The sequence below is a fragment of the Pseudomonas sp. genome, from assembly GCF_046581935.1.
GTDB lineage: Bacteria > Pseudomonadota > Gammaproteobacteria > Pseudomonadales > Pseudomonadaceae > Aquipseudomonas.
In genome coordinates this window covers 18,640-43,677 of record NZ_JAYGFK010000019.1, presented here as the reverse complement: position 1 = coordinate 43,677, position 25,038 = coordinate 18,640, and the positions used below count along the sequence as shown (strand labels likewise).

Below are 25,038 nucleotides of genomic sequence, written 5' to 3'. Positions count from 1 at the left end.
GAGTAAACTCCAACTCGCTTTATTGCAGAGATGGTTTTTCCGGAGCTAGGCTTTTCAGAGCCAGCCCAACAATGCCATAAACCCACACAACTGCCGCACCTAGTAATAAGCCCCTCAAGTTAGGCAATTAATATGCATATCATCATCACCGGTGGTGCCGGCTTTATCGGCTCAGCACTGATTCGCCACCTACTGAGCGCTACCGAGCACTGCGTACTCAATCTCGACAAGCTGACCTATGCCGGCAATCTCGAGTCACTCACCAGTTTTGCCGACCATCCACATTACAGCTTCTTGCAGGCGGATATTGCTGATAGCGTGGCCGTTAGCCAAGCCCTGACTGAGTTTCAGCCAGACGCGATCATGCACCTGGCGGCCGAATCCCATGTCGATCGCTCCATCGACGGCCCGGCAGCATTTATTCAAACCAATATTGTTGGCACCTACGCACTGCTCGAGGCCACGCGCAGCTACTGGTCGCAACTCTCCCCCGAGCGCAAGACGGCGTTTCGCTTTCACCATATATCCACTGATGAGGTATATGGCGACCTGCACGGGGTGGACGACCTGTTTACCGAGACCACACCCTACTCACCCAGCTCACCCTACTCTGCGAGTAAAGCAGCATCCGACCACCTGGTTCGCGCCTGGCAACGGACTTATGGGCTGCCGGTGCTGATCACCAACTGTTCGAACAACTACGGCCCTTACCACTTCCCAGAAAAGCTGATCCCACTGGTCATCCTCAACGCGTTGGATGGCAAGCCACTACCGGTATATGGCAACGGCCAGCAAGTGCGCGACTGGCTGTACGTGGAAGACCACGCCCGCGCGCTATTAAAGGTAGTAACCGAGGGCACGGTCGGCGAAACCTACAATATCGGCGGGCACAACGAGCAGAAAAACCTGCATGTGGTGGAAAGCATCTGCACGCTACTGGATGAGCTGAGCCCACGACTGAACGGCTCCTATAAAGAACAGATCAGCTTCGTCACTGACCGCCCTGGTCACGACCTGCGTTACGCCATCGACGCCAGCAAGATCGAACGCGAACTAGGCTGGAAGCCAGAAGAAACCTTCGCCAGCGGCCTACGCAAGACAGTGGCTTGGTATCTGGACAATCTCGACTGGTGCCGCCGCGTGCAAGATGGCAGCTACCAGCGCGAACGCCTCGGCGCACTTTAAGGATCAGCACGATGAAAGGCATTATTCTCGCTGGCGGCTCTGGCAGCCGCTTACACCCCATAACCCTGGGCGTGTCTAAACAACTGCTGCCGATCTACGACAAACCAATGATCTACTACCCGATCTCGGTACTGATGCTCGCCGGTGTACGCGACATCCTGATCATCTCCACACCGCAAGACTTACCAAACTTTCGCAAGATGCTCGGCGACGGCAGCCAATTTGGCGTGCGCTTCGAGTACACCGAGCAACCCTCGCCCGACGGCCTCGCCCAAGCCTTTCTGCTTGGTGAGACGTTTATTGGCACTGACTCGGTATGCCTGATCCTTGGCGATAATATCTTTCACGGCCAACACTTCACTGAGAAGCTTTTGCGCGCAGCGGCCGAGCCAACAGGCGCGACCGTTTTCGGTTACTGGGTCAATGACCCGCAGCGCTTTGGCGTGGTCGAGTTTGACACCCAAGGCAAGGCCATCTCTATCGAGGAGAAACCCGCAGAACCGAAGTCGAGCTACGCGGTGACAGGCCTGTACTTCTACGACAACGACGTGATCGAGATTGCCAAGGCAGTCAAACCCTCACCGCGCGGCGAGCTGGAAATCACCGACGTCAACAACGCCTATCTGCAGCGCGGCGACTTGCGTGTTGAGCGCTTCGGCCGTGGTTTTGCCTGGCTCGACACTGGCACCCACGACAGTCTGCTGGACGCCTCACAGTACGTACAAACCATCGAACACCGCCAAGGCCTGAAGGTCGCCTGCCTAGAGGAAATCGCCTACCAACAAGGCTGGATTAACCGCGAGCAACTGTTGGCACAGGCACAAGCCTTCGGCAAAACCGGCTATGGCCAATACCTGTTCAGATTGGCCGAGGAGTGACCATGCAAGTTATTCGCACTGATATTCCAGAGGTGATAATTCTCGAACCCAAGGTATTCGGCGATCAGCGCGGTTTTTTCTTCGAGAGCTTCAATGCCCGCCACTTCGCCGAGGCCACCGGCTTACAGCGCGAGTTTGTCCAAGACAACCACTCGCGCTCACAACGCGGCGTATTGCGCGGCTTGCATTACCAAGTACAACAGGCACAGGGAAAGTTGGTCCGAGTTACGGCCGGCGAAGTCTATGACGTGGCCGTGGATCTACGCCACAGCTCGCCTACCTTCGGCCGCTGGGTCGGCATGCACTTGTCCGCCGAGAATAATCGCCAGCTGTGGGTACCGGAAGGTTTTGCCCATGGCTTTGTGGTTCTCAGTGAGTTCGCCGAGTTTCTCTACAAGACCACCGATTACTACGCACCCGAACACGAACGCTGCATTCGCTGGGATGACCCGACACTGGCCATTGACTGGCCGCTGGACGACTCACCGCAACTCTCAGCCAAGGATCAGGCAGGCCTTCGCTTTGTCGACGCGCAGGTTTTCCCATGAAGATTCTGTTGCTAGGCCAGCATGGCCAGGTCAGCCAAGAGCTGCAGCGCAGCCTTTGTGGTGCAAACCAGCTGACCGTGCTCGGCCGCAATCAGCTTGACCTGGCCAAGCCCGAACTGATTCGCCAGCACGTCAAACAGCTACGCCCCGAACTGATCATCAATGCAGCCGCGCACACCGCAGTCGATCAGGCCGAGAGCGAACCGGAACAGGCCTTCGCGATCAACGCCACGGCGCCCGGCATGCTTGCCGAAGTTGCGGCAGAGCTGGGCACCCCACTGATCCATTACTCCACCGATTACGTGTTCGATGGCAACCAAGCCGATCCTTACCGTGAAAACGATGCGACCCATCCGCTGAGCGTCTATGGGCGCAGCAAACTTGCCGGGGAGCAGGCGATTCAGGCGGCAGGCGGCATGCACTTGATTCTGCGCACCAGCTGGGTCTATTCGCAGCACGGGCGCAACTTCCTGCTGACCATGCAGCGCCTGCTGCAGGAACGCGACGCGCTGGACATCGTGGACGACCAAGTCGGCGCACCGACCTGGGCGGGCAGCATTGCCCACACCACCGCGCAACTGATCGAACAGTGGCGCAGTGGCCAAGCAGGGCCTTGGGGTGTGTATCACCTGACGGCGCTAGGCCAGACCAGCTGGTTCGGTTTCGCCAGTGCGATTGCCGCACACCTGCACAGCCAGGGCAAACGCGTGGCGACGCTGCACCCGATCCCCAGCAGCGCCTACCCAACGCCCGCGCAACGCCCACTCAACTCGCGCCTGGATTGCAGTCGCCTGCAACAAGACTGGAGAGTCCAACTGCCGGACTGGCAAGCCGCACTGACCGAGTGCCTGAGCCGCAGCTAAGCCGTGAAGCGCTGAATCTGCTGCTGCAAACCACTAGCCAATTGCGCCAGATCGCGACTGGCTAGCGAGCTCTGTTCAGCACCGTTGACCACCTCACCAATGCTGTCGTTAAGACTGCTGATGTTCTGGCTGATCTCATTGGCCACGGCAGTCTGCTCTTCGGTTGCCGCCGAAATTTGCACATTGCCGTCAGCAATGCCTTCGATCGTATGAGCGATGTGACCGAGCACCTCGCCAGCCTCGCGAGCATGACTAACACTGTTCTGCGCCTGTTCACGCGAGAGCTGCATAGCGCTGACGGCGCTACGTGCACCGTTTTGTAATGAATCGATCATGCCGCGGATAGACTCGGTAGCTTTCTGCGTATTACTGGCCAAGCTGCGCACCTCATCGGCAACCACAGCAAAACCGCGACCGGCCTCACCGGCGCGCGCCGCCTCAATGGCGGCATTAAGCGCCAACAAGTTAGTCTGCTCAGCAATGCTCTGGATCACTCCGAGCACCTTGCTGATTTCATCACTCTGACTGTGCAAGGCATCAATCACCTCACCGGCCTTCTCCACCGAGACTGAAAGCCCCTGGATCGACTTAAGGTTGGACTGCACCAACTCGCTACCCTGCCGCGCTTCCTTGTTGGCATCTTCCGCGCTACTCGCAGTTGCCTGCGCATTACGCGCCACCTCCTGCACCGCCACACTCATCTGATGTACAGCCGTAGCAACCATATTGGTCTGGTCGCCCTGAGCAACCGCGGTATGACTAACCTGAGCACTAATTGCACTCATCTCCTCGGAGGCGGCCGCCAGCTGAATAGCGGTATCGGTCAGATGACGAATCAGCGCCTGCTGGTGCTCCAGCATGGTATTGAAGGCCCGCGCCGTATCAGACACCTCATCACGACCACTGACATCTGCGCGCAAGGTAAGATTGGACGACTGCTGCACCTCGCTAATCAGACTCCGCAGGCTAGATAGCGGACGAATAATCGACAGACCGATCAACAACGCCGCCACCAGCACCAGAATCAACGCAAACGCACCGATCAGCAAAAAGGTGTCGCGGATTGACTGATACTGCGCCGAAGTTTCTACGTTAAGCCGCGCACCTTCACTCAGCTGTAGATCAATAAGACCATTCAACTCGCCACCCAGCGGATCGAATGTGTCATACAGCGTACGATTAAATGGACCTGCCTCCGCCGCCAGTAACTGACCACTGGAAATCTGCCCCAGGTATTGATCGGCCAGTTGCAGCACCTTCTGCAGCTGCGGCTTGGCGCGCTCGACCCGGCGACTTTCCTCGGCAGTCAGCCGCGTGGCGATGTACTCGGCCCAGGCCTTGTCACCGCGACTACGCGCATCGCTGAAGGCTTTACGCAGCGTCGACTCATCGAACACCCCTGCGCGGTACTTATGTAACGCATCCACCATCGTTACCGCATAGGCATCGGAAACTTCCTTGAGCTGATTGATCGGCCGCATGCGGTCGTTAAACAACTCGTCAAAGCTTTGATTAATTTTGCTGGCGTTGGACAACGCCATGCCAATAACCACAATCAACACCAGCAGTGGCACCACTGCCAGCAGCAGTAATCGCACCTTTACCGTCAATTGAGTCAGCATCGGGAATCTCCAAGGACTAAAGCGCAACCGTCCATGCAGAGCGCAAGCAGGGTGGCACCAATACTCCAGGGCGATGCCGAACACGCTGAGTATTAGCTCATATTGCTAGCTTGCCCAGTTATTGCATAACCGCCACTCTCAACTGATTGCTAAGCCCGAGTATGCACATGCACACCGTCCAACCTCACCCTCGCCGCCCACGTTGGCGCAGCCTGGCCATCCTCGCCCTACTGCTGACGCCACTGCTGTGGCCGCTGCAGCAGCTAGCCGAGCGTTACTACCGTGGCGTGCTGGTCGAGCAGAATCGCCAGACCCTCGACCTTTACGTGGCCAATCTACTCGGCACCCTAAGCCGCTATGAGGTTCTACCCCCCATTCTTGGCGACCTGCCGGCCTTACGCCTAACACTGCAAAGCCCCAATGAACGCACCCTGCAGGAGAACGCAGGCCGCTTGCTAGACCAAGTACGCGAGCAAACCGGGGCCGACGTGATCTACCTGATGGACCCCAATGGCAAGACCCTCGCCGCCTCCAATTGGGAACAAGCCGACTCCTTTGTCGACCGTAATTTCGCCTTCCGCCCGTATTTTCGCGAGGCCATCGCCGGCCGCCCAGGTCGCTTCTTCGGCCTAGGGACTACGTCGGGCAAACGCGGCTACTACTTCGCTGCCGCCGTGCGCGACGGTAATCAAAACCTTGGCGCACTGGTGGTCAAGGTCGACCTCGACCACACCGAAACGCTGTGGGGCAACACACCGGAACAACTGCTGGTGACCGACGCCAATGGCGTGGTGATTCTCACATCAAACAGCCAGTGGCGCTTTACCGCCAGCCGTCCGCTAGACGCAGCCGAGCGCGCTGCAATTGCCGACAACCTACCCTATCCAAACCAGGCACCACCTCCGATCAAGCTGGATGCGCAGAACTGGATTCGCCAGGACCGCGAACTCAAAGAAACCGGCTGGACTGTCAGCATACTCGCGCCGCGCAGCCTGCTTGACCGTCCAGTACGCACCGCCCTGGTCGCCGGCGGCGGCATACTCTTACTGCTGATGCTGCTGCTCAGCCTGCTGATGCAACGTCGCCGTCACTATCTGGAGCGCATCGCCCTCGACAGCCAGGCCCGACAGCAGCTGGAACAGCGCGTACTGGAGCGCACCCAGGATCTAGAGCGGCTTAACAGCCGACTGAAGCAAGAAGTACTAGAGCGTGAACAGGCGCAACAAGAACTCGTACAGGCTCAGGACGAGCTGGTGCAGGCCAGCAAATTGTCGGCCCTGGGCACCATGAGCGCGAGCATCAGTCATGAGCTGAACCAACCGCTGGCCGCCATCCGCAGCTATGCCGATAATGCCGGCGTGCTACTTGATCATCAACGCAGCGAAGATGCCCGCAGCAATCTCAAGTTAATCAGCCAGCTCACCGAGCGTATGGCTTCGATCATCGCCCACCTGCGCGCCTTCGCCCGACGCGACCGCCATGCTCCGGAAAGTGTGGCCCTGCAACCAGCCATCGACGACGCCCTGTCCCTACTGGCAAAACGTCGGAGGACCATGGAGGTCGAACTGATTCGCGACCTGCCAGAAGCCACCCTGTGGGTGCAAGCCGGCGAAACCCGCCTGCGCCAAGTGCTCGGCAACCTACTGGCCAATGCCCTCGACGCCTTGAGTGAAGTACCGCAACCACGCCGCCTATGGCTAAGTGCCGAAATCACCAACAACGGCGTCGACCTGCACCTGCGTGACAATGGCCCTGGCTTTAGCCAGGAGGCGATGCAACGTGCCCGCGAACCGTTTTTCACCACCAAGACCAGCGCCCAAGGTCTAGGCCTCGGCCTGGCCATTTGCGATACCCTGATGCGCGCCCTGGACGGCGAACTGCTGTTCGCCAACCATGCCGACGGCGGCGCCCAGCTGACCCTACGCCTGCGCGCTGCGGACCAGGGCATCAAAACCCAGTCGCCAGAGGATTTTGTTGTATGAGCATGATCGACTCCCGCACCCAGGTACTGCTGATCGATGACGATCCGCACCTGCGCCAAGCGCTGAGCCAAACCCTTGACTTGGCCGGCCTGAAGGTCACCAGCCTGGCCGATGCCCATGGCGTGGCCGCGCGCATTGAGCGCGACTGGCCGGGTGTAGTAGTCAGTGACATCCGCATGCCCGGGATTGATGGCTTGCAGCTGCTGCAACAACTGCAGGAGCAGGACCCGGAACTGCCCGTACTGCTGATTACCGGCCACGGCGACGTACCGCTGGCGGTGCAGGCTATGCGCGCAGGGGCTTATGATTTTCTGGAAAAACCCTTCGCCAGCGACGACTTGCTCGATAGCGTACGGCGCGCGCTCGATCTGCGCCGCCTGGTGCTGGACAATCGCAGCCTGCGCATGGCTCTGGCCGATCGCCACACGCTGTCGGCGCGACTCGTAGGCCAATCACCGGCAATGCTGCGCCTGCGCGAACAAATCGGCGCCCTGGCCGGGATTAATAGCGACGTACTGATCCTCGGCGAAACAGGTGCCGGCAAGGAAGTCGTGGCGCGCGCCCTGCATGACCTGTCCAACCGGCGCAACGGACCGTTCGTGGCAATCAACGCCGGCGCACTCGCCGAGTCAGTGGTGGAAAGCGAACTGTTCGGCCACGAACAAGGCGCCTTTACCGGTGCGCAAAAGCGCCGCATCGGCAAATTCGAGTTTGCCAACGGCGGCACCCTGTTCCTTGATGAAATCGAAAGCATGACTCTGGACGTCCAGGTCAAACTCTTGCGCCTGCTGCAAGAGCGCGTAGTTGAGCGCCTTGGCGGCAACCAACTGATTCCGCTAGACATACGCGTAATCGCCGCCACCAAAGAAGACCTGCGCCAAGCCGCTGATCAAGGACGCTTCCGTGCCGACCTGTATTACCGGCTGAACGTCGCGCCACTGCGCATCCCATCACTTCGCGAACGCGGAGAAGATGCTCTGGTGCTGTTTCAGCACTTTGCCGAAGCCGCCAGCAGCCGCCACGGCATCCCAGAACGCAGCCTGCAACCCGGACAACGCGCGGCCCTGCTGCGCCACTCTTGGCCGGGTAATGTGCGCGAACTACAAAATGCCGCCGAACGTTTTGCCCTAGGCCTGGAGCTGGACCTCGACTTGGAAGCACAGGCCGCGTCCGTTAGCGAGGAAGACCACCAAGGCGGCCTGAATGCCCAAGTTGAGGCCTTCGAGCGTAGCTTGATCAGTGCCGAACTGAGCCGCTCACACAACTCACTGCGCAGCCTGGCCGAGGCCCTCGGCGTGCCGCGCAAAACCCTGCATGACAAACTGCGTAAACACGGACTGAGCTTTGCCGACAACGGCGGAAGCTCGCCACACAACCTTGAATAAATGGCGGATTTCCGCCACAAGCCACAAGATTTCTACCAACAAAACACACGGAAATCTTCTGCAACATCTCGCCAAGCCCTTCTAGCGCTAGGTTACATGCTGTTCATGAGCGACTAATATCCGACTGGCATGGCGGTTGCTCTAACCTTGGCAGGCGACAAATAGACGCACTCGTTCAGGCAATTGCTGCCCAGCGCCCATCATTTTCTGACAGGCCGCCTAGACTTGAGCATGCTCGCCCGACTGACCGCGCAACAGCGCATCACGCATTACAAAAACAAGAGGAAAGACTCCATGTTCAAATTGACTGCAAAGGCGCTGGCTTGCGCCTTGTCGCTGAGCATCGCCGGCATGGCTCAGGCCGCCGACCCGATTGTGATCAAATTCTCCCACGTAGTGGCCGAGCACACGCCGAAAGGCCAAGGTGCTGAGCTGTTCAAGAAGCTCGTCGAAGAGCGTCTTGGCGACAAGGTCAAAGTTGAGGTTTACCCGAACTCCTCGCTGTTCGGCGACGGCAAGGAAATGGAAGCCCTGCTGCTGGGCGACGTACAGCTGATCGCGCCATCGCTGGCCAAGTTCGAGCAGTACACTAAGCAAATCCAGGTATTCGACCTGCCGTTCCTGTTCAAGGACATGGCCGCTGTTGACCGCTTCCAGCAGAGCCCAGAAGGTCAGGGTCTGCTGAAGTCCATGGAATCGAAAAACATCACTGGTCTGGCTTACTGGCACAACGGCCTTAAGCAGCTGTCTGCCAACAAGGCACTGCGTGAGCCAAAAGACGCCCGTGGCCTGAAGTTCCGCGTACAGGCATCCGCCGTACTGGAAGAGCAGTTCAAGGCAGTCAAAGCTAACCCACGCAAAATGAGCTTTGCCGAGGTTTACCAAGGCCTGCAAACTGGCGTAGTTAACGGTGCCGAGAACCCTTACTCGAACATCTACAGCCAAAAAATGCATGAAGTGCAGAAGTACATCACCGAATCCAACCACGGTGTTCTGGACTACATGCTGATCACTAACACCAAGTTCTGGAACAGCCTGCCTGAAGACGTGCGCAGCGAGCTGGACAAGATCATCGTGGAAGTGACTGCCGAAGTGAACAAACAAGCCGGCGCCCTCAACGATGGCGACAAGCAACGCATCCTCGACGCTAAAACCACCGAAATCATTACCCTGACTCCAGAGCAGCGTAATGAATGGCGCGATGCCATGAAGCCGGTGTGGAACAAGTTCGAAGGCGAAATCGGTGCCGACCTGATCAAGGCTGCCGACGCAGCCAACCAGTAAGGCGGTCCAGGCTAGCCCTGAACCAACCACAGCGCGGCCTGCCGGCCGCGCCATTGGCTGAATACCCAGACAGGCCTCGTACCTGCCTGGGTATACCGCCCTTAATCCACTGGAGACTTTATTGATGAACGCCTTGCGGCGCGTCTGGGAGCACTTCGAGGAAGGTTTTATCGCCTTTCTGCTGGCCGCCATGACGCTGGTGACTTTCGTCTACGTAATCCTCAACAACCTCTACACACTGTTCTACAACCTGGCGGACCGCTGGGAAGCTAGCAGTGAGTTTTTCTTCGCCGTTGGCGACAGCATTCTTGGCATGGCCCAGTCGATGACCTGGAGCATTGCCCTGACCAAGGCGCTCTTCGCCTGGTTGATCTTCTTCGGCTTGGCCTACGGTGTACGCACCGCCGGCCATATCGGCGTTGATGCGCTGGTCAAACTGGCCAGCAAGCCCATACAGCGGGTGATCGGCCTGATCGCTTGCACGGCCTGCCTAGGCTATGCAGGCTTGATCACCGTCGCCAGTTTCGACTGGGTGAAAACCCTGTTCACCGCCGGCATAGGTGCCGAAGACCTCGGTCACTACGGCATCATGCAGTGGCACATCACAATGATCGTGCCGTTCGGTTACGCCATGGTATTTATCCGCTTCGTGGAAATCTTCATCCGCATTTTGCGCAACGAGCAAACCGGCCTGGGCTTGGCCGATGAAGCCGCTGACGCCTTGAAGATCAATGAGCACGAGGAGCAAAAACCATGACCATCCTGTTCCTCTTTCTCCTGCTGTTTTTGCTGATGTTTATCGGCGTGCCGATTGCCGCCTCGCTGGGCCTCGCCGGTTCGGTGACCATCATGCTGTTCAGCCCGGACTCGGTGCGCTCACTGGCGATCAAGCTGTTTGAAACCTCCGAGCATTACACCCTGCTGGCGATTCCGTTCTTCCTGCTGTCGGGTGCGTTTATGACCACCGGCGGTGTGGCCAAGCGCCTGATCGACTTCGCCAACGCCTGCGTCGGGCATATCCGTGGCGGTCTGGCGATCTCTGCGGTACTGGCTTGCATGTTGTTCGCCGCGCTGTCTGGCTCTTCGCCTGCCACCGTAGCCGCTGTGGGCTCGATTGCCATCGCCGGCATGGTGCGCTCAGGTTATCCGCAGGCCTTCGGCGCTGGCATCGTGTGTAACGCCGGTACGCTGGGTATTCTGATTCCGCCGTCGATCGTGATGGTGGTGTATGCCGCAGCAACCGAGCAATCGGTGGGCAAGCTGTTTATGGCGGGGGTGATTCCTGGCCTGCTGCTGGGCGTGGTGCTGATGGTGGCGATCTATATAGTCGCGCGGAAGATGAACCTACCGGCCATGCCACGCGCCAGCCTGCGTGAGTTCCTCACTGCTGCACGCAAGGCCGTATGGGGCCTGCTGCTGATGGTGATCATCCTGGGCGGTATTTACACCGGCATGTTCACACCAACCGAAGCCGCCGCAGTGGCTGCGGTCTACGCCGGTTTTGTGGCGTTGTTCGTGTACAAGGATTTGAGCTTCCGCGAGTGCCCCAAGGTGCTGCTGGACTCTGGCAAGCTGACCATCATGCTGATGTTCATCATCGCCAACGCCATGCTCTTCGCTCACGTACTGACCACTGAGCAAATCCCACAGACTATCACCGCCTGGGTGATCGAAATGGGCCTGCAACCGTGGCAGTTCCTGCTGGTGGTAAACATTGTGCTGCTGGTGGCTGGGGCCTTTATGGAACCGTCGGCGATCATCCTGATCCTGGCGCCAATCCTCTTCCCGATTGCCGTGCAACTGGGTATCGACCCGATCCACCTGGGCATCATCATGGTGGTAAACATGGAGATCGGCTTGATCACCCCGCCAGTGGGGCTGAACCTGTTCGTCACCTCAGCCGTAACCGGTATGCCGCTGACCGCCGTGATCAAGGCCGCCTGGCCGTGGCTGATGCTGCTGCTCAGCTTCCTGATGATCATCACTTACGTGCCGGCCGTGTCCATGGCGCTTCCAACTTGGCTGGGCATGACCTAACAGGCACCTCAGCGGTACTAAATGGATATTTTTTGCCCGGCCTTAGTGCCGGGCTTTTTTATGCATAGCGTTTGTAGGGTGGGTCGGGCCGCGCAGGTTAGCCGCATACCGCCATTACCAGGCTCACGCTATTTCAGGTGCGGCGTAACCCACCATCGACGCAATGCGCTTCATTGTTTGCAGGGTTAGATCGCCCGCGCCAACTCCGGCAGCTCGCCCGATAGACCCAGCGCCTGACGCACGAATAACGCCTTGGCTTCGGGCAACTCATCAATCCAGTTGAGGCCACTGTTACGCAACCAACGCAGCGGTAAAGGATCCGCCTGGAACAACCGCTCGAAGCCTTCCATGGCTGCCATCATCGCCAGATTGTGTGGCATGCGCCGACGCTCGTAACGGCTAAGCACTTTTACATCGCTCAAGCGCTCGCCACGCTGCACGGCGTGCCGCAGCACCTCGGCCAGCACCGCGACATCGAGAAAACCCAGGTTTACGCCCTGCCCGGCCAGCGGATGGATGCTGTGTGCGGCATCGCCAATCAGCGCCAGGCCGTCTTCGACATAACGCCTGGCGTGGCGCTGACGCAGCGGGATACACAGGCGCGCATCGGCGTGCAGCACATCGCCAAGGCGATGCTCGAAGGCAAAACCCAAAGCACGGCAAAAAGCGTCGTCATCCAGGCTCATCAGCCGCTCAGCTTCGTTTGGCGTAACCGACCAGACAATCGAACACCAGTGTTCGCCGGCCGGCCCGGTTAATGGCAAAAACGCCAGCGGGCCATCATCGGTAAAGCGCTGCCAGGCAGTAGCTTGATGCGGCTTGCTGCAACGCACGCTGGTGACAATCGCGTGGTGCAAATAATCCCACTCACGGGTGGCACAACCCGCCAGACGGCGCACCGCCGAGCTGGCGCCATCAGCGGCGATCAGCAGCGGCGCACGCAACTCGCGGCCATCATTCAGGCTTAGCAACCAGCCATCGCCGGAGCGGCGTAGTTGCTCCAACCGAGCATTGGCCAGCAGACCAATCGAGCTGTCGTGCAGGCGATCGAGCAGAGCATCCTGCACCACACGGTTCTCGACGATATGACCAAGCGCCTCGGCATGCACGCTGGCCGCGCTGAAGTGAATCTGCCCAGTGCCTGAGCCGTCCCACACCTGCATGTCGCCATAGGCGCACGCGCGCCTGTCAGCAACGCCCTGCCAAACACCGAGGTGATCGAGGATACGTTGGCTGGCTACCGACAGCGCACTCACCCGTGGCTCGAACGCGGCTTGTGGGTCAAACGGCTTGACGCTCAGCGGGCCGCCGTCAACCAGCAGAATTTCCAGCCCCTGATCCTGCAGGGCCAACGCCAGTGCGCTGCCCACCATTCCTGCGCCGACGATAATCAAATCCGCTTGCATTGTGTCTCCTTCTTACTTGGAGCCTGTTCAAAGGTTCGCGAGAATTCCGAGCCTGTTTCTAACGCCGCAGGGCCGACGCGCAGCAGTCTTTGAACAGGTTCTCAGGCTGCCTGCCGAGCGCGCGGTTTGAGCCGCACATAAAGCGTCTTGTGTACCCGCGCCACCAGCGTGCCGCTGCCATCGCGCACTTCCACATGCAACTCGGGCAGGTATTTGTCACCGTCTGCGGTGTGCTGGCGAATGTCTTCGAGCAACTGCTCGTCAATGCTGAAGTCGGCGTACACCGGGCCTTTGCCAGGCGCGACAAAGTCGATACGCGCGGCCTTATCCCAAACAATAAAGTCACGCCCGAGGTTTTCCATAATCATCAGCATGAAAAACGGATCGGTCATGGAGTACAAACTGCCGCCGAACTGCGTGCCGACATAGTTACGGTTATACCAGCCGAGCCCCATCTTGACCCGCACCTGGCGGAAGTCCGCGCTGATCTGCCGCACGCGTACGCCAGCGCCCAGATAAGGCGGATATAGATTCATTGCCCAACGCAGCAGCCGCGCTTTGCGCGCCAGTTTGTTCGCCGACATGGCTCAAGACTCCGGGCGGGTACCCAAACCCATGGCTTGGCGGGCGAACCAGCGTTTCGCCGGCGGCAGCAGGTCAAGGCCGAGCAGGCCGAGATTACGCCCCGCCGCCAACAACGGCTGGCCGGTACTGAATAGACGCGTCACCCTGTCGGAGAAGCCCACAGTCAGCTGCTGATCCATCTGCTGCCTGCTCATGTAACGCTGCAAGGTGGCCAAATCACCCAATGGCGCAGTGCTGGCCAACAGGGTTTCCGCCAGCACCAGCGTGTCACGCAACGACAAGTTGTAGCCCTGCCCGGCAATCGGATGCAGGCTGTGAGCAGCATTACCCAGTACCACCAAATGCTGACGCACCTGCTCCTTGGCCGCCGTTAGGGCCAGCGGATAGAGATGCCGCTTGCCTACCTGCCGCAGGCTGCCCAGGCGATAGCCGAAGGCCTGCTGCAATTCAGCGAGGAACGCCGCATCGTCCAGCGCCGAAAGCCGCTCGGCCTCCAACGTGGCACGGGTCCAGACCAGCGCACAGCGGTTATCCGCCAGCGGCAACATGGCCATCGGCCCTTCATCGGTAAATCGCTCAAAAGCCAGGCCGTTATGCGCGTCCTGCGGGCTGATATTGGCGATCAGCGCGCTCTGCCCATAAGGCGTCTCGCTGACGGCGATACCCAGCTGCTCACGCAAACCGGAACGGCCACCTTCGGCGAGAATCGCCAGGCTGCACTGCAGCTCACTGCCATCATCCAGGGTCAGCCGGTAGCCATCCGCCAGCGCTTGCATATGCGTAACCTGCGCCGGGCTGCGCCAGCTCACCACTTGCTGATCAAGCGCCTGCCACAGGCACTCACCGAGCCAAGCGTTTTCCACCACATAGCCCAGCGCCGGCACGCCTTCTTCCTCGGCGCTCAAGCGCGCGGCAGCAAAACGACCACGGTCAGAGACATGAATCTGTTTAATCGGCTCGGCACGCTGACTGATCTGCGACCACAGACCGAGGCGTTGGTATATCTGCTGTGAGCCGAACGATAAGGCGGACGAGCGCGCGTCATAGCTGGGCTGATAGCCGCTGCCCGGGGTGAATGGCTCGATCAGGCAAATGTGCCAGCCACGCTGTTTGGCTTCAGCCTGCAAAGCCACGGCCAGGCTGGCGCCGACCAGGCCGCCACCAATAATCGCGATATCCACCCGTTGCATAGTCTAAGCCGCCACGCTGCGGGCAGCGGCCATCAGCGCTTCGATCTCGGCGACAGTTTTCGGTACGCCATTGGTGAGAATCTCGCAGCCCGTCTTGGTCACAACCACGTCGTCCTCGATACGCACACCGATGCCGCGCCACTTCTTGGCCACGTCCTGATTGTCCACGGCGATATAGATGCCCGGCTCAACGGTCATGGCCATGCCGACTTCCAGCTCACGCCATTCACCGCCGACTTTGTACTCGCCGACATCGTGCACATCCATCCCCAGCCAATGACCGGCGCGGTGCATATAGAAGGGTTTATAAGCCTCAGTGGCGATCAGCTCGGCGACATCGCCCTGCAGCAAGCCGAGCTCCACCAGCCCGGCGGTGATTACTTGCACCGTAGCTTCGTGAGCCTGGTTCCAGTGTTTGCCAGGACCGATTTCCTTGAACGCCGCTTCCTGCGAGGCCAGCACCAGCTCGTAGATGGCTTTCTGCTCGGGGGAGAACTGGCCGCTGACCGGGAAGGTGCGAGTGATGTCACTGGCGTAGCAGTCGATCTCGCAACCGGCATCGATCAGCACCAGATCACCGTCTTTCAGCACCGCGTCGTTCTCGCGGTAATGCAGGATGCAGGCGTTTTTGCCCGCCGCGACGATGGAGCCATAAGCCGGCATCTTCGCTCCGCCTTTGCGGAATTCGTAATCCAATTCGGCTTCCAGGTGGTACTCAAACAGCCCGGCGCGGCTGGCCTGCATGGCGCGCACATGAGCACGGCAGGAAATGTCCGCGGCTTCCTTCATGACTTTGACTTCGGCCGCCGACTTGTACAGACGCAGGTCATGCAATAGGTGCTCAAGGGTGACGAACTCATTCGGCGGCGTCGCGCCCTGACGCGCCTTGGAGCGGATCACGTTGATCCACTCCATCAGCTGACGGTCGAATTCATGGTTGGTGCCCATCGAGGAGTAGACCCGGTCACGCCCCTCAATCAGCCCCGGCAGAATGTCGTCGATATCGCCAATCGGGAACGCATCATCGGCACCGTACTGGCTGATAGCGCCGTCCTGGCCGGCGCGCAGACCGTCCCACATCTCCCGCAGCGGGTCACGCTCGCGGCAAAACAGCACGTACTCGCCATGCTCACGCCCCGGAATCAGCGCGATCACCGCCTCCGGCTCGGGAAAGCCGGAGAGGTACTGGAAGTCGCTGTCCTGGCGGTAGATGTGCTCAACATCGCGGTTGCGGATATACACCGGCGCGGCCGGCAGAATCGCAATGCTGTTAGGTTCCATCTGCGCCATCAGCGCCTTGCGCCGACGGGCGTATTCCGACTTGGGGATGCTGATCATGGGCAGATTGAGTCCACTTCTATTGCATGAAAATCAATGCAGCGACGGTTTGGCCGCGGCAACCACAGGCTTAGCGCACTCGCTGAACAACAGCAGCGGCGCAACACGCAGGTATTCCATTACTTCCATGTAATCGCTTTCGCCGTCCTCGGATTCTTCTAGGGCATTCTGCACCTGGGAAATCGCCGAGAGGTCTTGCAGCACTTCCATTGCTTCGGCGCTCAGGGCGCTGTCACGGGCGGTCAAACCAAAGCCGCCGAGGAAGCCCTGGCACCATTGTCCCAGAGCAACGGTACGCTCGCTAAGCGGCGCATCGTCGCTGGGCAACAACAGCACCACGGTGACATCGTTACTGGACAGTTCGTTCTTGACCATTTCCTGCAGACCGATCAGCGCCTGGCGCACAGTATCTTCTGGCGCAGCGCCAAGTAGCTCAGCGGCATCGACCAACCATGGGGCGACCTCGAAGCCTGCACCGGCGCAGCTACGGCCAAGCAGCAGGCCGTGCAACTCGGCAGGGGAAACGGTGTGGCCGCTGCTAACAAGCAGGGCGGCAAAGGCGGAGTACGGAGAATTCGAAGTTGGCATAGATAACTAGGCGCAAAGCTGCGCAATCACTAGAATGGAGGCCCTGTATCCTAGCACCGGCAAGCGTGCCAAGACTATTCAAGCGGCTCGACGGCGCGCGCAAACTCGCGTAAGCCGCCATGAATAATTAGCCACAGGTGAAATCCATCAACCTCTAGCACGCCAATCTGCCCCACACTGCCAAACGCACCACCCGAAGCCCAGCACACCGTACTGTCGAAAGTGGTTGAAAGACGCTATTTTTCGACTGTCAGCCCCACCCATATACCCGCGAGTAGAGCCCCATGGAAGACGCCGATCTGCATGCCCTCACGACCAAGCTGGAGCTGCTTATCCAGCGCGTCGAGCAGCTCAAAGCGCAAAACCGACTACTGCTAGCAAGCGAAAAATCCTGGCGAGAAGAACGCTCGCACTTAATTGAAAAGAACGAAATGGCCCGGCATAAGGTCGAATCCATGATTTCACGCCTTAAAGCCCTGGAGCAGGATTAATGAGCCAGTCGAATACCTTGACCGTCCAGATTATGGACAAAGAATATTGCATCGCCTGCCCAAGCGATGAACGCAGCAACCTGGAGAGCGCCGCACGCTATCTGGACGGCAAGATGCGGGAGATCCGCTCAAGCGGCAAAGTCATTGGTGCCGACCGCGTCGCCGTGATGGCCGCACTGAACATCACTCATGATCTGCTACACAAAAAGCAACACCTTGATGAACAGGCCGGAGCTAACCGCGAACAGGTGCGTGACCTGCTCAATCGTGTCGACAAAGCCCTAGCGCGGGATACCGATGAGCAAGGTAGCTGATTACGCGCCAGCGCTTTCGGGTATACTGGCCACCGCTCCCTGGAGTGTGCGCCAGTTGGTGATGTCCCTGAGCCGATTCGCACAACCCCGGAGGTTGCACGTTGAAGCCGGTGTGCATGTCCGCTTGACGGAAAGCCTTAACGCCTCCTGCAACCTCCACCTTGAACTTTCGGGTTCAAGGGCTAAGCCGACAGCGGCACGTCGGGGAGTCACTTTTTCCAGCCGGTTGCCCGTCCGCGGCAATCGCCTCAGTAAGCCCCCATGCTCGACACAACAGGTCTAAGCCGCGCACAACTGCGCCGCCAGTTGCGCACCCAGCGCCGCTCGCTCAGCCGCCATGCCCAACGACAGGCCGCGCAAGGGTTGTATAAACAACTGGCGCAACACCCGCTGTTTCGCCGCGCGCAACACATTGCCTTGTATTTACCCAACGATGGCGAGATTGACCCACGGCCTTTGCTGCGCGCCGCGCAGCAGCGCGGCAAGGCGACCTATTTGCCGGTACTCAGCCCCTGGCCACGCAGCAAAATGGTCTTTCAACGCATCCGCGCTGGCGAGGCCTTACGCAAGAACCGCTTCGGTATTTACGAGCCACGGCGCAATCGCACGCAACAACGCAAGGTTTGGGCACTGGATCTCGTGCTACTGCCGCTGGTCGGGTTCGACTGCCATGGCGCACGTCTGGGCATGGGCGGGGGGTTTTACGATCGCAGCCTGGCTTACCGCAGCCTGCGCAAAAGTTGGCACAAGCCGACATTGCTGGGCCTGGCGCACGCGTGTCAGCAGGTTGAGCGACTGACAATGGCCAGCTGGGATGTGCCACTGCAAGGCACAGTGACGGATGAGGCGTGGTATTGAGTGACTGTAGTATTGAGTGACTAAGGTGGTACCGCGCTCCCTGCGGCACATAATTGCTTCAGCCTGCCACATTAGGTTGCGTAACCGGCGCAGGTTGACGCTCCCATAAACTCTGGGTGTAACCCGTGGTTACCATGCCCAAGCTGAACAAAATTACTAATATCAACAACACGTCTGGTTTACGTTTCATTTAATGCCTCCCCCTTCAAGGCATAGCGCGCGGTGCACCCGCAGCAATTATTGTTATAGATCCCGCTACGACGATCATCCACACAGCTGATTTGACGATACGACTGCTCGGTAAAAGCCAAGCAAATAGCCAAGCCCGGTTAAGGACCGGAACACAGGAGCAAAGTTCATGCCTTATTGGCTAATGAAGTCAGAACCCGACGAACTCTCAATCCATGACCTGCAGCGCCTTGAGCAAACGCGCTGGGACGGTGTGCGTAATTACCAGGCACGCAATTTCTTACGCAGCATGCAGCCAGGGGATCTGTTCTTTTTCTATCACTCCAGCTGTCCAGAGCCAGGCATTGCCGGAATCGCCCGTATCGCTGGCGAGAACTACCCAGACCCCACAGCGCTAGACCCTCAAAGTCACTATTTCGACAGCAAAGCCAGCGCCACCAAAAACCCCTGGAGCGCAGTCGATGTGGCCTTTGTCGAGGCATTCAAGCGGGTCATTCCGTTGGCTCAGCTGAAAGCCCAGAGCGCCTTGCTGGAACTACCCCTGGTACAAAAAGGCAGCCGTCTGTCGGTCATGCCGGTAAGCGCCGAGCACTGGGCGGCAGTTCTCGCTTTGCGCTAAATCAGTGCACCTAACTTCTGCTGAGCCCTGCTGTCCAACACTCGTGCGCGCAAGTTCGCGACACAGAGCCTTTTGACCCATATCAAAAGCATCCACTCACTCAGGTAGCACAATGCTGCCACCTGACCCGCCGACCACATTCCATTACGCCTATACCGGTGGGGTACAGACCGCTCACCGATAAAAAATCTCTGTACCCATGGATGAACCGCCAATGAGCAATAAGTGGCTTTACCCCTCCCTCGGTGTTGCCGCCGTGGCAATAATCGCCGGCATGCTCTGGTACACCCTGCGCCCCACGGGCTTGGGCGAAGGCTTCGCCAGCGGCAACGGCCGGATTGAAGCCACCGATGTCGACGCTGCCAGCAAGCTGGCCGGGCGCATTGCCAGTATCGAGGTCGAGGAGGGCCAATTCGTCGAGGCAGGACAAGTGATTGCCCGCATGGACACCCAGGTACTTGAAGCGCAGCTGGCTCAGGCTCAGGCGCAAATGCGTCAGGCACAGAACAGCCAGTTGACGGCCGACGCCCAGGTACGCCTGCGTGAAAGCGAGAAGGTCACTGCCGAGGCAATCGTCCGTCAGCGCCAGGCGGAAATGTCTGCCGAACAAAAGCGCCACGCCCGCAGCGCGATCCTGGTCAAACGCAACGCCATGGCGCAGCAGCAACTGGACGATGACCTTGCCCGCCTACAAAGCACTCAGGCCGCGCTGGCAGCGGCACAGTCGCAAGTGATCTCGGCGCAAGCAGGGATTGCCGCCGCACAGTCGCAGGTTATCGAAGCGCAATCCGCCGTGGAGGCGGCCCAGGCCAGCGTCGAACGCTTACACATCGATATCGAGGACAGCCGGCTCAAAGCCCCGCGCGGTGGCCGCGTGCAGTACCGCATAGCCGAGCCCGGGGAAGTCATCGGCGCAGGCGGCAAGGTGCTCAACCTGGTCGACCTGGGCGATGTCTACATGACCTTCTTCCTGCCCGAACAGCAAGCGGGCCGAGTCGCGCTAGGTGCCGAAGTTCGTTTGGTGATCGATGCCATACCGCGGTATGTAATCCCTGCGCAGGTCAGTTACGTGGCCAGCGTCGCCCAGTTCACCCCGAAAACCGTGGAGACTGCCAACGAGCGCGAGAAGCTGATGTTCCGGGTTAAAGCACGGCTCGACCCGGAACTGCTGCAGCGCCACCTCAAGCAAGTAAAAACCGGCGTTCCCGGCGTGGCTTATCTGCGCCTCGACCCACAGGTCGAGTGGCCTGAAGAGCTGGCGATCAAGGTTCCGCAGTGAGCGCAGCAGCGGCGACGGTCGCGCAGCTGGATGGCGTTAGCCTGCACTACGGCAAGATCTGCGCGCTAAATAACGTCAGCCTGGCCATCCCCGCGCAGCACATGGTCGGTTTGATCGGCCCGGATGGGGTTGGCAAATCCAGCCTGCTGGCACTGATTGCCGGCGCACGCAAAATCCAGAGCGGCCACATCGAGGTGCTTGGCGGCGACATGGCCAGCAGTGACCATCGCCGCCAGGTATGCCCACACATTGCCTATATGCCCCAAGGGCTGGGTAAGAACCTCTACCCGACGCTCTCGGTCATCGAAAATCTGGACTTCTTCGGCCGCTTGTTCGGCCAGGCAGAGGCGGAGCGCAAAAGCCGTATTGACGAACTGCTGCGCAGCACCGGGCTTAGCGAGTTCGGCGAACGCCCAGCCGGTAAGCTGTCCGGCGGAATGAAGCAAAAACTCGGGCTGTGCTGCGCACTGATCCACGACCCTGACCTGTTGATCCTCGACGAGCCAACCACCGGCGTCGACCCGCTGTCGCGCAACCAGTTCTGGGAGCTGATCGAGCGTATTCGCACTCAGCGCCCCAACATGAGCGTGCTGGTGGCCACGGCTTATATGGACGAAGCCGAGCGCTTCGACCATTTGCTGGCCATCGATGACGGTGCCGTACTGGCCACCGGCAGCCCTGCCGAATTGCTGCAACGCACGGGCAGCAAGAACCTCGAAGAGGCGTTTATCGCCCTGATGCCGGAAGCCAAACGCCAAGGCCATAAGCAACTGGTGATCCCACCACGCCCAGCTGGCGAACAGGAAATCGCCATCGAGGCGCGCGACCTGAGCATGCGCTTCGGCGATTTTGTCGCGGTCGACCACGTCGAATTTCGCATCGAGCGCGGGGAGATCTTCGGCTTCCTCGGCTCCAACGGCTGCGGCAAAACCACCACCATGAAGATGCTCACCGGTTTGCTGCAAGCCAGCTCGGGGGAAGCCCTGCTGTTCGGCCAAACCGTGGACGCCAATGACATGGCGACACGCAAGCGGGTTGGTTATATGTCGCAGTCCTTCTCGCTGTACGGCGAATTGAGCGTGCGGCAGAACCTGGTGCTGCACGCTCAGCTGTTTCACGTCGCGAGCGAGCAGATCGACGCGCGCGTGGCCGAGATGGCCGAACGCTTCAGCCTCGGCAGCGTCATGGAGCAGCTTCCCGAGCGCCTGCCACTGGGGATTCGCCAACGCCTATCGCTGGCCGTGGCGGTCATCCATAAGCCGGAAATCCTCATCCTCGATGAGCCAACCTCAGGCGTCGATCCGCTTGCCCGCGACGTGTTCTGGCAGCTGATGCTCAACCTGTCCCGCAATGACGGCGTGACCATTTTCATCTCCACGCACTTTATGAACGAAGCCCTGCGCTGCGACCGTATCTCCTTGATGCACGCCGGTAAGGTGCTCGACAGCGACACGCCAAAGGCGCTGATTGCCAAGCGCGGCCTGCCAACCCTGGAGGAGACCTTTATCGCCTACCTGCAAGATGCCGTCGGCAAGCCTGCAGAGCCTGCGGCCAAAGAGCCCAGCGCAGAAGCCGCCACAGCCCCAGCAAAGCCGCCAGCGCGCAAACGCTTCAGCCTGCGCCGCCTGCTCAGCTATACCCGCCGCGAAACCCTGGAGCTGCGCAGAGACCCGATTCGCGGCAGCATGGCCCTGCTCGGCAGCCTGGTGCTGCTGTTCATCATCGGCTATGGCATCAGCCTGGACGTTGAAGACCTGACCTACGCGGTACTCGACCGCGACCAAACCACCACCAGCCAGGCTTACGCGCTCAACCTGGCCGGCTCGCGCTACTTTCTCGAGCAAGCGCCGCTGCACGATTACGACGAGCTGGAACGGCGCATGCGCAGTGGCGAAATCAGCCTGGCGGTGGAGATTCCGCCCAACTTCGGCCGCGATCTCAAGCGGGGAGCGGTGCCACAGATTGGCATGTGGCTCGATGGCGCAATGCCAACCCGCGCAGAAACCATCAAGGGCTATGTCACAGGCCTGCACGCCAGCTACCTGCAAGAGCTGGCGCGCAAAAACAGCGCCTCAACCCCCAGCACCATGCCAACGCTGGAAGTGCGCTACCGCTACAACCCTGATGTGGAAAGCCTCACCGCCATGGTGCCGGCGGTGATTCCGCTGTTGCTGATGCTGATCCCGGCGATGCTCACCGCCCTCGGTGTAGTCCGCGAGAAGGAGCTGGGGTCGATCATCAATCTGTATGTCACGCCCGTCACCCGCCTGGAGTTTTTGCTCGGCAAGCAATTGCCCTATATCGCCCTGGGCATGCTCAATTTCGTCTTGCTGCTGATAGCGGCAGTCTTCGTCTTCAACGTACCGCTCAAGGGCAACCTGCTGGCCTTGCTGGTCGGCGGTCTGCTGTACATCAGCTGCGCCACCGCCATGGGCCTGCTGATGTCGACCTTCACCCGCAGCCAGATCGCAGCGGTGTTCGGCACCGCCATCGTCACCCTGATTCCGGCCATTCAGTTTTCCGGGCTGATCTACCCAGTGTCGTCACTGGAAGGCTTTGGCGCCGTGGTGGGCAAGCTCTACCCCACCTCGCATTTTCTGATTATCAGCCGTGGGGTGTTTTCCAAGGCACTCGGTTTCCGCGAGCTGTACGGCTATTTCATCCCTTTGCTGATCACCATCCCCGTGCTACTGGCGCTGTGTACCGGCCTACTGAAAAAGCAGGAGGCTTGAGATGGAACAGCTCGCCAATATCTTCCACCTGGGGCTCAAGGAGCTGCGCAGCTTGCAGCGTGACCCAGCGTTGCTTCTGCTGATTGTCTGGGCCTTTACCCTGGGGATTATCACGGCAGCCACCAGCATGCCGGAGAGCCTGCACAACGCCTCGATTGCCGTGATCGACGAAGATCGTTCGCCGCTCTCTGAGCGCCTGATTGATGCCTTCCAGCCGCCGTTTTTCCGCCAACCGGAACGCATTCAACTGAGCGAAATGGACCACGGTATGGACTCGGGGCAATACACCTTCACCCTGAACATCCCACCAGACTTTCAGCGCGATGTGCTGGCCGGGCACAGCCCAGCCATCCAGCTCAACGTCGACGCCACTCAGGTGAGCATGGCCTTTACCGGCGCGGGTTATATCCAGACCATCGGCACCCAGGAAGTCAGTGAGTTCTTGCGCCACTACCGGGCCGATTTGCCGCAACAAGCGGAGTTGGCCGTGCGTATAGCCTACAACCCAAACCTGACACGCAGCTGGTTCGGCTCGGTGATGGAGGTGATCAACCAAATCACCATGCTATCGATCATTCTCACCGGGGCGGCGCTGATCCGTGAGCGCGAGCATGGCACCATCGAGCACCTGCTGGTGATGCCAGTGACGCCCCACGAGATCATGCTGGCTAAGGTCTGGTCGATGGGCTTGGTGGTGTTGCTGGCCACTACGTTGTCGCTGCTGCTCGTGGTGCAGGGCTGGCTGCAGGTGCCGATTGCCGGCTCGCTACCATTGTTTCTCTGCGGTGCATTGCTGCACCTGTTCGCCACCACCTCGATGGGCATATTCTTCGGCACCATTGCGCGCTCGATGCCGCAGCTGGGCCTGCTGATCATTCTGGTGTTGATCCCGCTGCAGATTCTTTCTGGCGGCACCACACCGCGTGAGAGCATGCCCGAACTGGTGCAGCAGATTATGATGGTCGCACCGACCACACACTTCGTCGATCTGGCCCAGGCCATCCTCTACCGTGGAGCAGGGTTCGCCACCGTCTGGCCGCAGTTCCTGGCGATCATCACTATCGGTGCGGTGTTTTTCGCCGGTGCCTTGCTGCGCTTTCGCAAGACGCTGGCACAGATGGCATAGGGCCTGTTGCCATTGCTCGCAGCAACGCGGCTCGCGATGAAACAGCAACAGACCCTAAACGCTTACTGAATAATCAGATTATTGAACAGCAAGTCCTCGACCAGGGGCTTGCCTTCTTCCTGATTGAGCACGTCCTGCACTTGTTTGAGCGCTTCGACACGCAGTGTTTCCCGTGACCCAGGAGCGGCCATGGCTTCTTCGGTTTGCTGGGAAAACAGCATGACCAGTTGATTACGGATCAACGGCTCATGGTGTTTGACCTTCTCTTCGACATCCTTGCCTGTGACCCGCAGGGACAGATCCGCCTTGTAGAACTTGAGCTTGGGGCCTTCACCAAAGTTACCCACTAGCGCCGGCACCAAGGTTACGTAAGACACCACCGGAGCGGCACCCTCTTCACCTTCTTTAGGCTCTTCTTTGCTTTCCGAAGCCTGAGCCATCAAGGGCATGGACAGAGCCAACAGCAATGCGATCCAGACTTTCACAGGCGGTATTCCTCAAGAGTTCAGCCCCTAGCATAGCTAGAGTATGCGCCTCGC

General features: G+C 59.4%; 23 protein-coding genes and 1 other RNA gene. 17 read left to right on the top strand and 7 right to left on the bottom strand.

Annotated features, from left to right (window positions below):
- Positions 1–132: 132 nt before the first annotated feature.
- Genes rfbB through rfbD form a run of 4 tightly spaced genes read left to right on the top strand, consistent with a single transcriptional unit; the run spans position 133 to position 3,474 of the window.
- The gene (rfbB, locus tag VCA57_RS17050; RefSeq protein WP_411186271.1) at positions 133–1,185 is read left to right on the top strand and encodes a dTDP-glucose 4,6-dehydratase; all 1,053 of its coding nucleotides are present in this window, start codon (positions 133–135) and stop codon (positions 1,183–1,185) included.
- A gap of 11 nt (positions 1,186–1,196) precedes the next feature.
- Entirely contained in the window at positions 1,197–2,063 is an 867-nt protein-coding gene (gene rfbA / locus VCA57_RS17045) for a glucose-1-phosphate thymidylyltransferase RfbA (protein WP_411186270.1), read from the top strand.
- A 2-nt stretch (positions 2,064–2,065) separates the two neighbouring features.
- Positions 2,066–2,611: a dTDP-4-dehydrorhamnose 3,5-epimerase gene (gene rfbC / locus VCA57_RS17040; RefSeq protein WP_411186269.1), complete on the top strand. Its 546-nt coding sequence runs from the start codon at positions 2,066–2,068 to the stop codon at positions 2,609–2,611.
- Complete coding sequence (rfbD, locus tag VCA57_RS17035) at positions 2,608–3,474, top strand: dTDP-4-dehydrorhamnose reductase (protein ID WP_411186268.1); 867 nt, start codon at positions 2,608–2,610, stop codon at positions 3,472–3,474. The genes rfbC and rfbD overlap by 4 nt, the downstream gene beginning before the upstream one ends.
- Here rfbD and VCA57_RS17030 read toward each other — a convergent pair.
- Entirely contained in the window at positions 3,471–5,096 is a 1,626-nt protein-coding gene (locus tag VCA57_RS17030) for a methyl-accepting chemotaxis protein (RefSeq protein ID WP_411186267.1), read from the bottom strand. The two genes, rfbD and VCA57_RS17030, sit on opposite strands and share 4 nt — an antisense overlap.
- 167 nt (positions 5,097–5,263) lie before the next feature.
- On the opposite strand from VCA57_RS17030, the gene VCA57_RS17025 reads away from it, so the two are divergent.
- From VCA57_RS17025 to dctM, 5 genes are all read left to right on the top strand, one after another.
- A complete protein-coding gene (locus tag VCA57_RS17025) occupies positions 5,264–7,078 on the top strand; it encodes an ATP-binding protein (RefSeq protein ID WP_411186266.1) in 1,815 nt (604 codons plus the stop codon).
- A complete protein-coding gene (locus VCA57_RS17020; RefSeq protein ID WP_411186265.1) occupies positions 7,075–8,463 on the top strand; it encodes a sigma-54-dependent transcriptional regulator in 1,389 nt (462 codons plus the stop codon). Before VCA57_RS17025 ends, VCA57_RS17020 begins: the two co-directional genes overlap by 4 nt.
- Positions 8,464–8,757: 294 nt before the next feature.
- On the top strand, positions 8,758–9,747 hold the full coding sequence (dctP, locus tag VCA57_RS17015) for a C4-dicarboxylate TRAP substrate-binding protein DctP (protein ID WP_411186264.1): 990 nt from the start codon (positions 8,758–8,760) through the stop codon (positions 9,745–9,747).
- Positions 9,748–9,871: 124 nt separating this feature from the next.
- Positions 9,872–10,504: a TRAP transporter small permease gene (locus VCA57_RS17010; RefSeq protein WP_411186263.1), complete on the top strand. Its 633-nt coding sequence runs from the start codon at positions 9,872–9,874 to the stop codon at positions 10,502–10,504.
- Positions 10,501–11,784 carry a C4-dicarboxylate TRAP transporter large permease protein DctM gene (gene dctM, locus VCA57_RS17005; RefSeq protein ID WP_411186262.1) on the top strand — a complete coding sequence of 428 codons (1,284 nt, stop codon included), beginning with the start codon at positions 10,501–10,503 and terminating at the stop codon, positions 11,782–11,784. Before VCA57_RS17010 ends, dctM begins: the two co-directional genes overlap by 4 nt.
- A gap of 185 nt (positions 11,785–11,969) precedes the next feature.
- On the opposite strand, the gene VCA57_RS17000 is transcribed toward dctM, so the two are convergent.
- The 5 genes from VCA57_RS17000 to VCA57_RS16980 form a co-directional block, all read right to left on the bottom strand.
- On the bottom strand, positions 11,970–13,190 hold the full coding sequence (locus tag VCA57_RS17000; RefSeq protein WP_411186261.1) for a 2-octaprenyl-3-methyl-6-methoxy-1,4-benzoquinol hydroxylase: 1,221 nt from the start codon (positions 13,188–13,190) through the stop codon (positions 11,970–11,972).
- 101 nt (positions 13,191–13,291) lie between these two features.
- Positions 13,292–13,774: a DUF4442 domain-containing protein gene (locus VCA57_RS16995; RefSeq protein WP_411186260.1), complete on the bottom strand. Its 483-nt coding sequence runs from the start codon at positions 13,772–13,774 to the stop codon at positions 13,292–13,294.
- A 3-nt stretch (positions 13,775–13,777) separates the two neighbouring features.
- Positions 13,778–14,965 (bottom strand): 2-octaprenyl-6-methoxyphenyl hydroxylase, encoded by a 1,188-nt coding sequence (gene ubiH, locus VCA57_RS16990; RefSeq protein WP_411186259.1) that lies wholly within the window; start codon positions 14,963–14,965, stop codon positions 13,778–13,780.
- 3 nt (positions 14,966–14,968) lie between these two features.
- Positions 14,969–16,303, bottom strand: a complete 1,335-nt coding sequence (gene pepP / locus VCA57_RS16985; protein ID WP_411186258.1) for a Xaa-Pro aminopeptidase — start codon at positions 16,301–16,303, stop codon at positions 14,969–14,971.
- A 33-nt stretch (positions 16,304–16,336) separates the two neighbouring features.
- Entirely contained in the window at positions 16,337–16,891 is a 555-nt protein-coding gene (locus VCA57_RS16980; RefSeq protein WP_411186257.1) for a YecA family protein, read from the bottom strand.
- A 284-nt stretch (positions 16,892–17,175) separates the two neighbouring features.
- On the opposite strand from VCA57_RS16980, the gene VCA57_RS16975 reads away from it, so the two are divergent.
- The 8 genes from VCA57_RS16975 (at position 17,176) to VCA57_RS16940 (ending at position 24,499) form a co-directional block, all read left to right on the top strand.
- Positions 17,176–17,382, top strand: a complete 207-nt coding sequence (locus VCA57_RS16975) for a TIGR02449 family protein (RefSeq protein ID WP_411186256.1) — start codon at positions 17,176–17,178, stop codon at positions 17,380–17,382.
- On the top strand, positions 17,382–17,696 hold the full coding sequence (locus VCA57_RS16970; RefSeq protein ID WP_411186255.1) for a cell division protein ZapA: 315 nt from the start codon (positions 17,382–17,384) through the stop codon (positions 17,694–17,696). Before VCA57_RS16975 ends, VCA57_RS16970 begins: the two co-directional genes overlap by 1 nt.
- A gap of 33 nt (positions 17,697–17,729) precedes the next feature.
- A non-coding RNA gene (gene ssrS / locus VCA57_RS16965) (6S RNA) lies at positions 17,730–17,908 on the top strand.
- Positions 17,909–17,957: 49 nt separating this feature from the next.
- Positions 17,958–18,554, top strand: a complete 597-nt coding sequence (locus VCA57_RS16960) for a 5-formyltetrahydrofolate cyclo-ligase (protein ID WP_411186254.1) — start codon at positions 17,958–17,960, stop codon at positions 18,552–18,554.
- 358 nt (positions 18,555–18,912) lie between these two features.
- Positions 18,913–19,362, top strand: coding sequence for an EVE domain-containing protein (locus tag VCA57_RS16955; RefSeq protein ID WP_411186253.1), 450 nt, complete (start codon positions 18,913–18,915; stop codon positions 19,360–19,362).
- A 214-nt stretch (positions 19,363–19,576) separates the two neighbouring features.
- The gene (locus VCA57_RS16950; protein ID WP_411186252.1) at positions 19,577–20,641 is read left to right on the top strand and encodes an HlyD family secretion protein; all 1,065 of its coding nucleotides are present in this window, start codon (positions 19,577–19,579) and stop codon (positions 20,639–20,641) included.
- On the top strand, positions 20,638–23,373 hold the full coding sequence (gene rbbA / locus VCA57_RS16945; RefSeq protein ID WP_411186251.1) for a ribosome-associated ATPase/putative transporter RbbA: 2,736 nt from the start codon (positions 20,638–20,640) through the stop codon (positions 23,371–23,373). Before VCA57_RS16950 ends, rbbA begins: the two co-directional genes overlap by 4 nt.
- Before the next feature lies 1 nt (position 23,374).
- Complete coding sequence (locus tag VCA57_RS16940; protein ID WP_411186250.1) at positions 23,375–24,499, top strand: ABC transporter permease; 1,125 nt, start codon at positions 23,375–23,377, stop codon at positions 24,497–24,499.
- A gap of 62 nt (positions 24,500–24,561) precedes the next feature.
- Here the strand turns inward: VCA57_RS16940 and VCA57_RS16935 are convergent, their stop codons facing one another.
- Positions 24,562–24,984, bottom strand: a complete 423-nt coding sequence (locus VCA57_RS16935; protein ID WP_411186249.1) for a flagellar basal body-associated protein FliL — start codon at positions 24,982–24,984, stop codon at positions 24,562–24,564.
- Positions 24,985–25,038 lie beyond the last annotated feature (54 nt).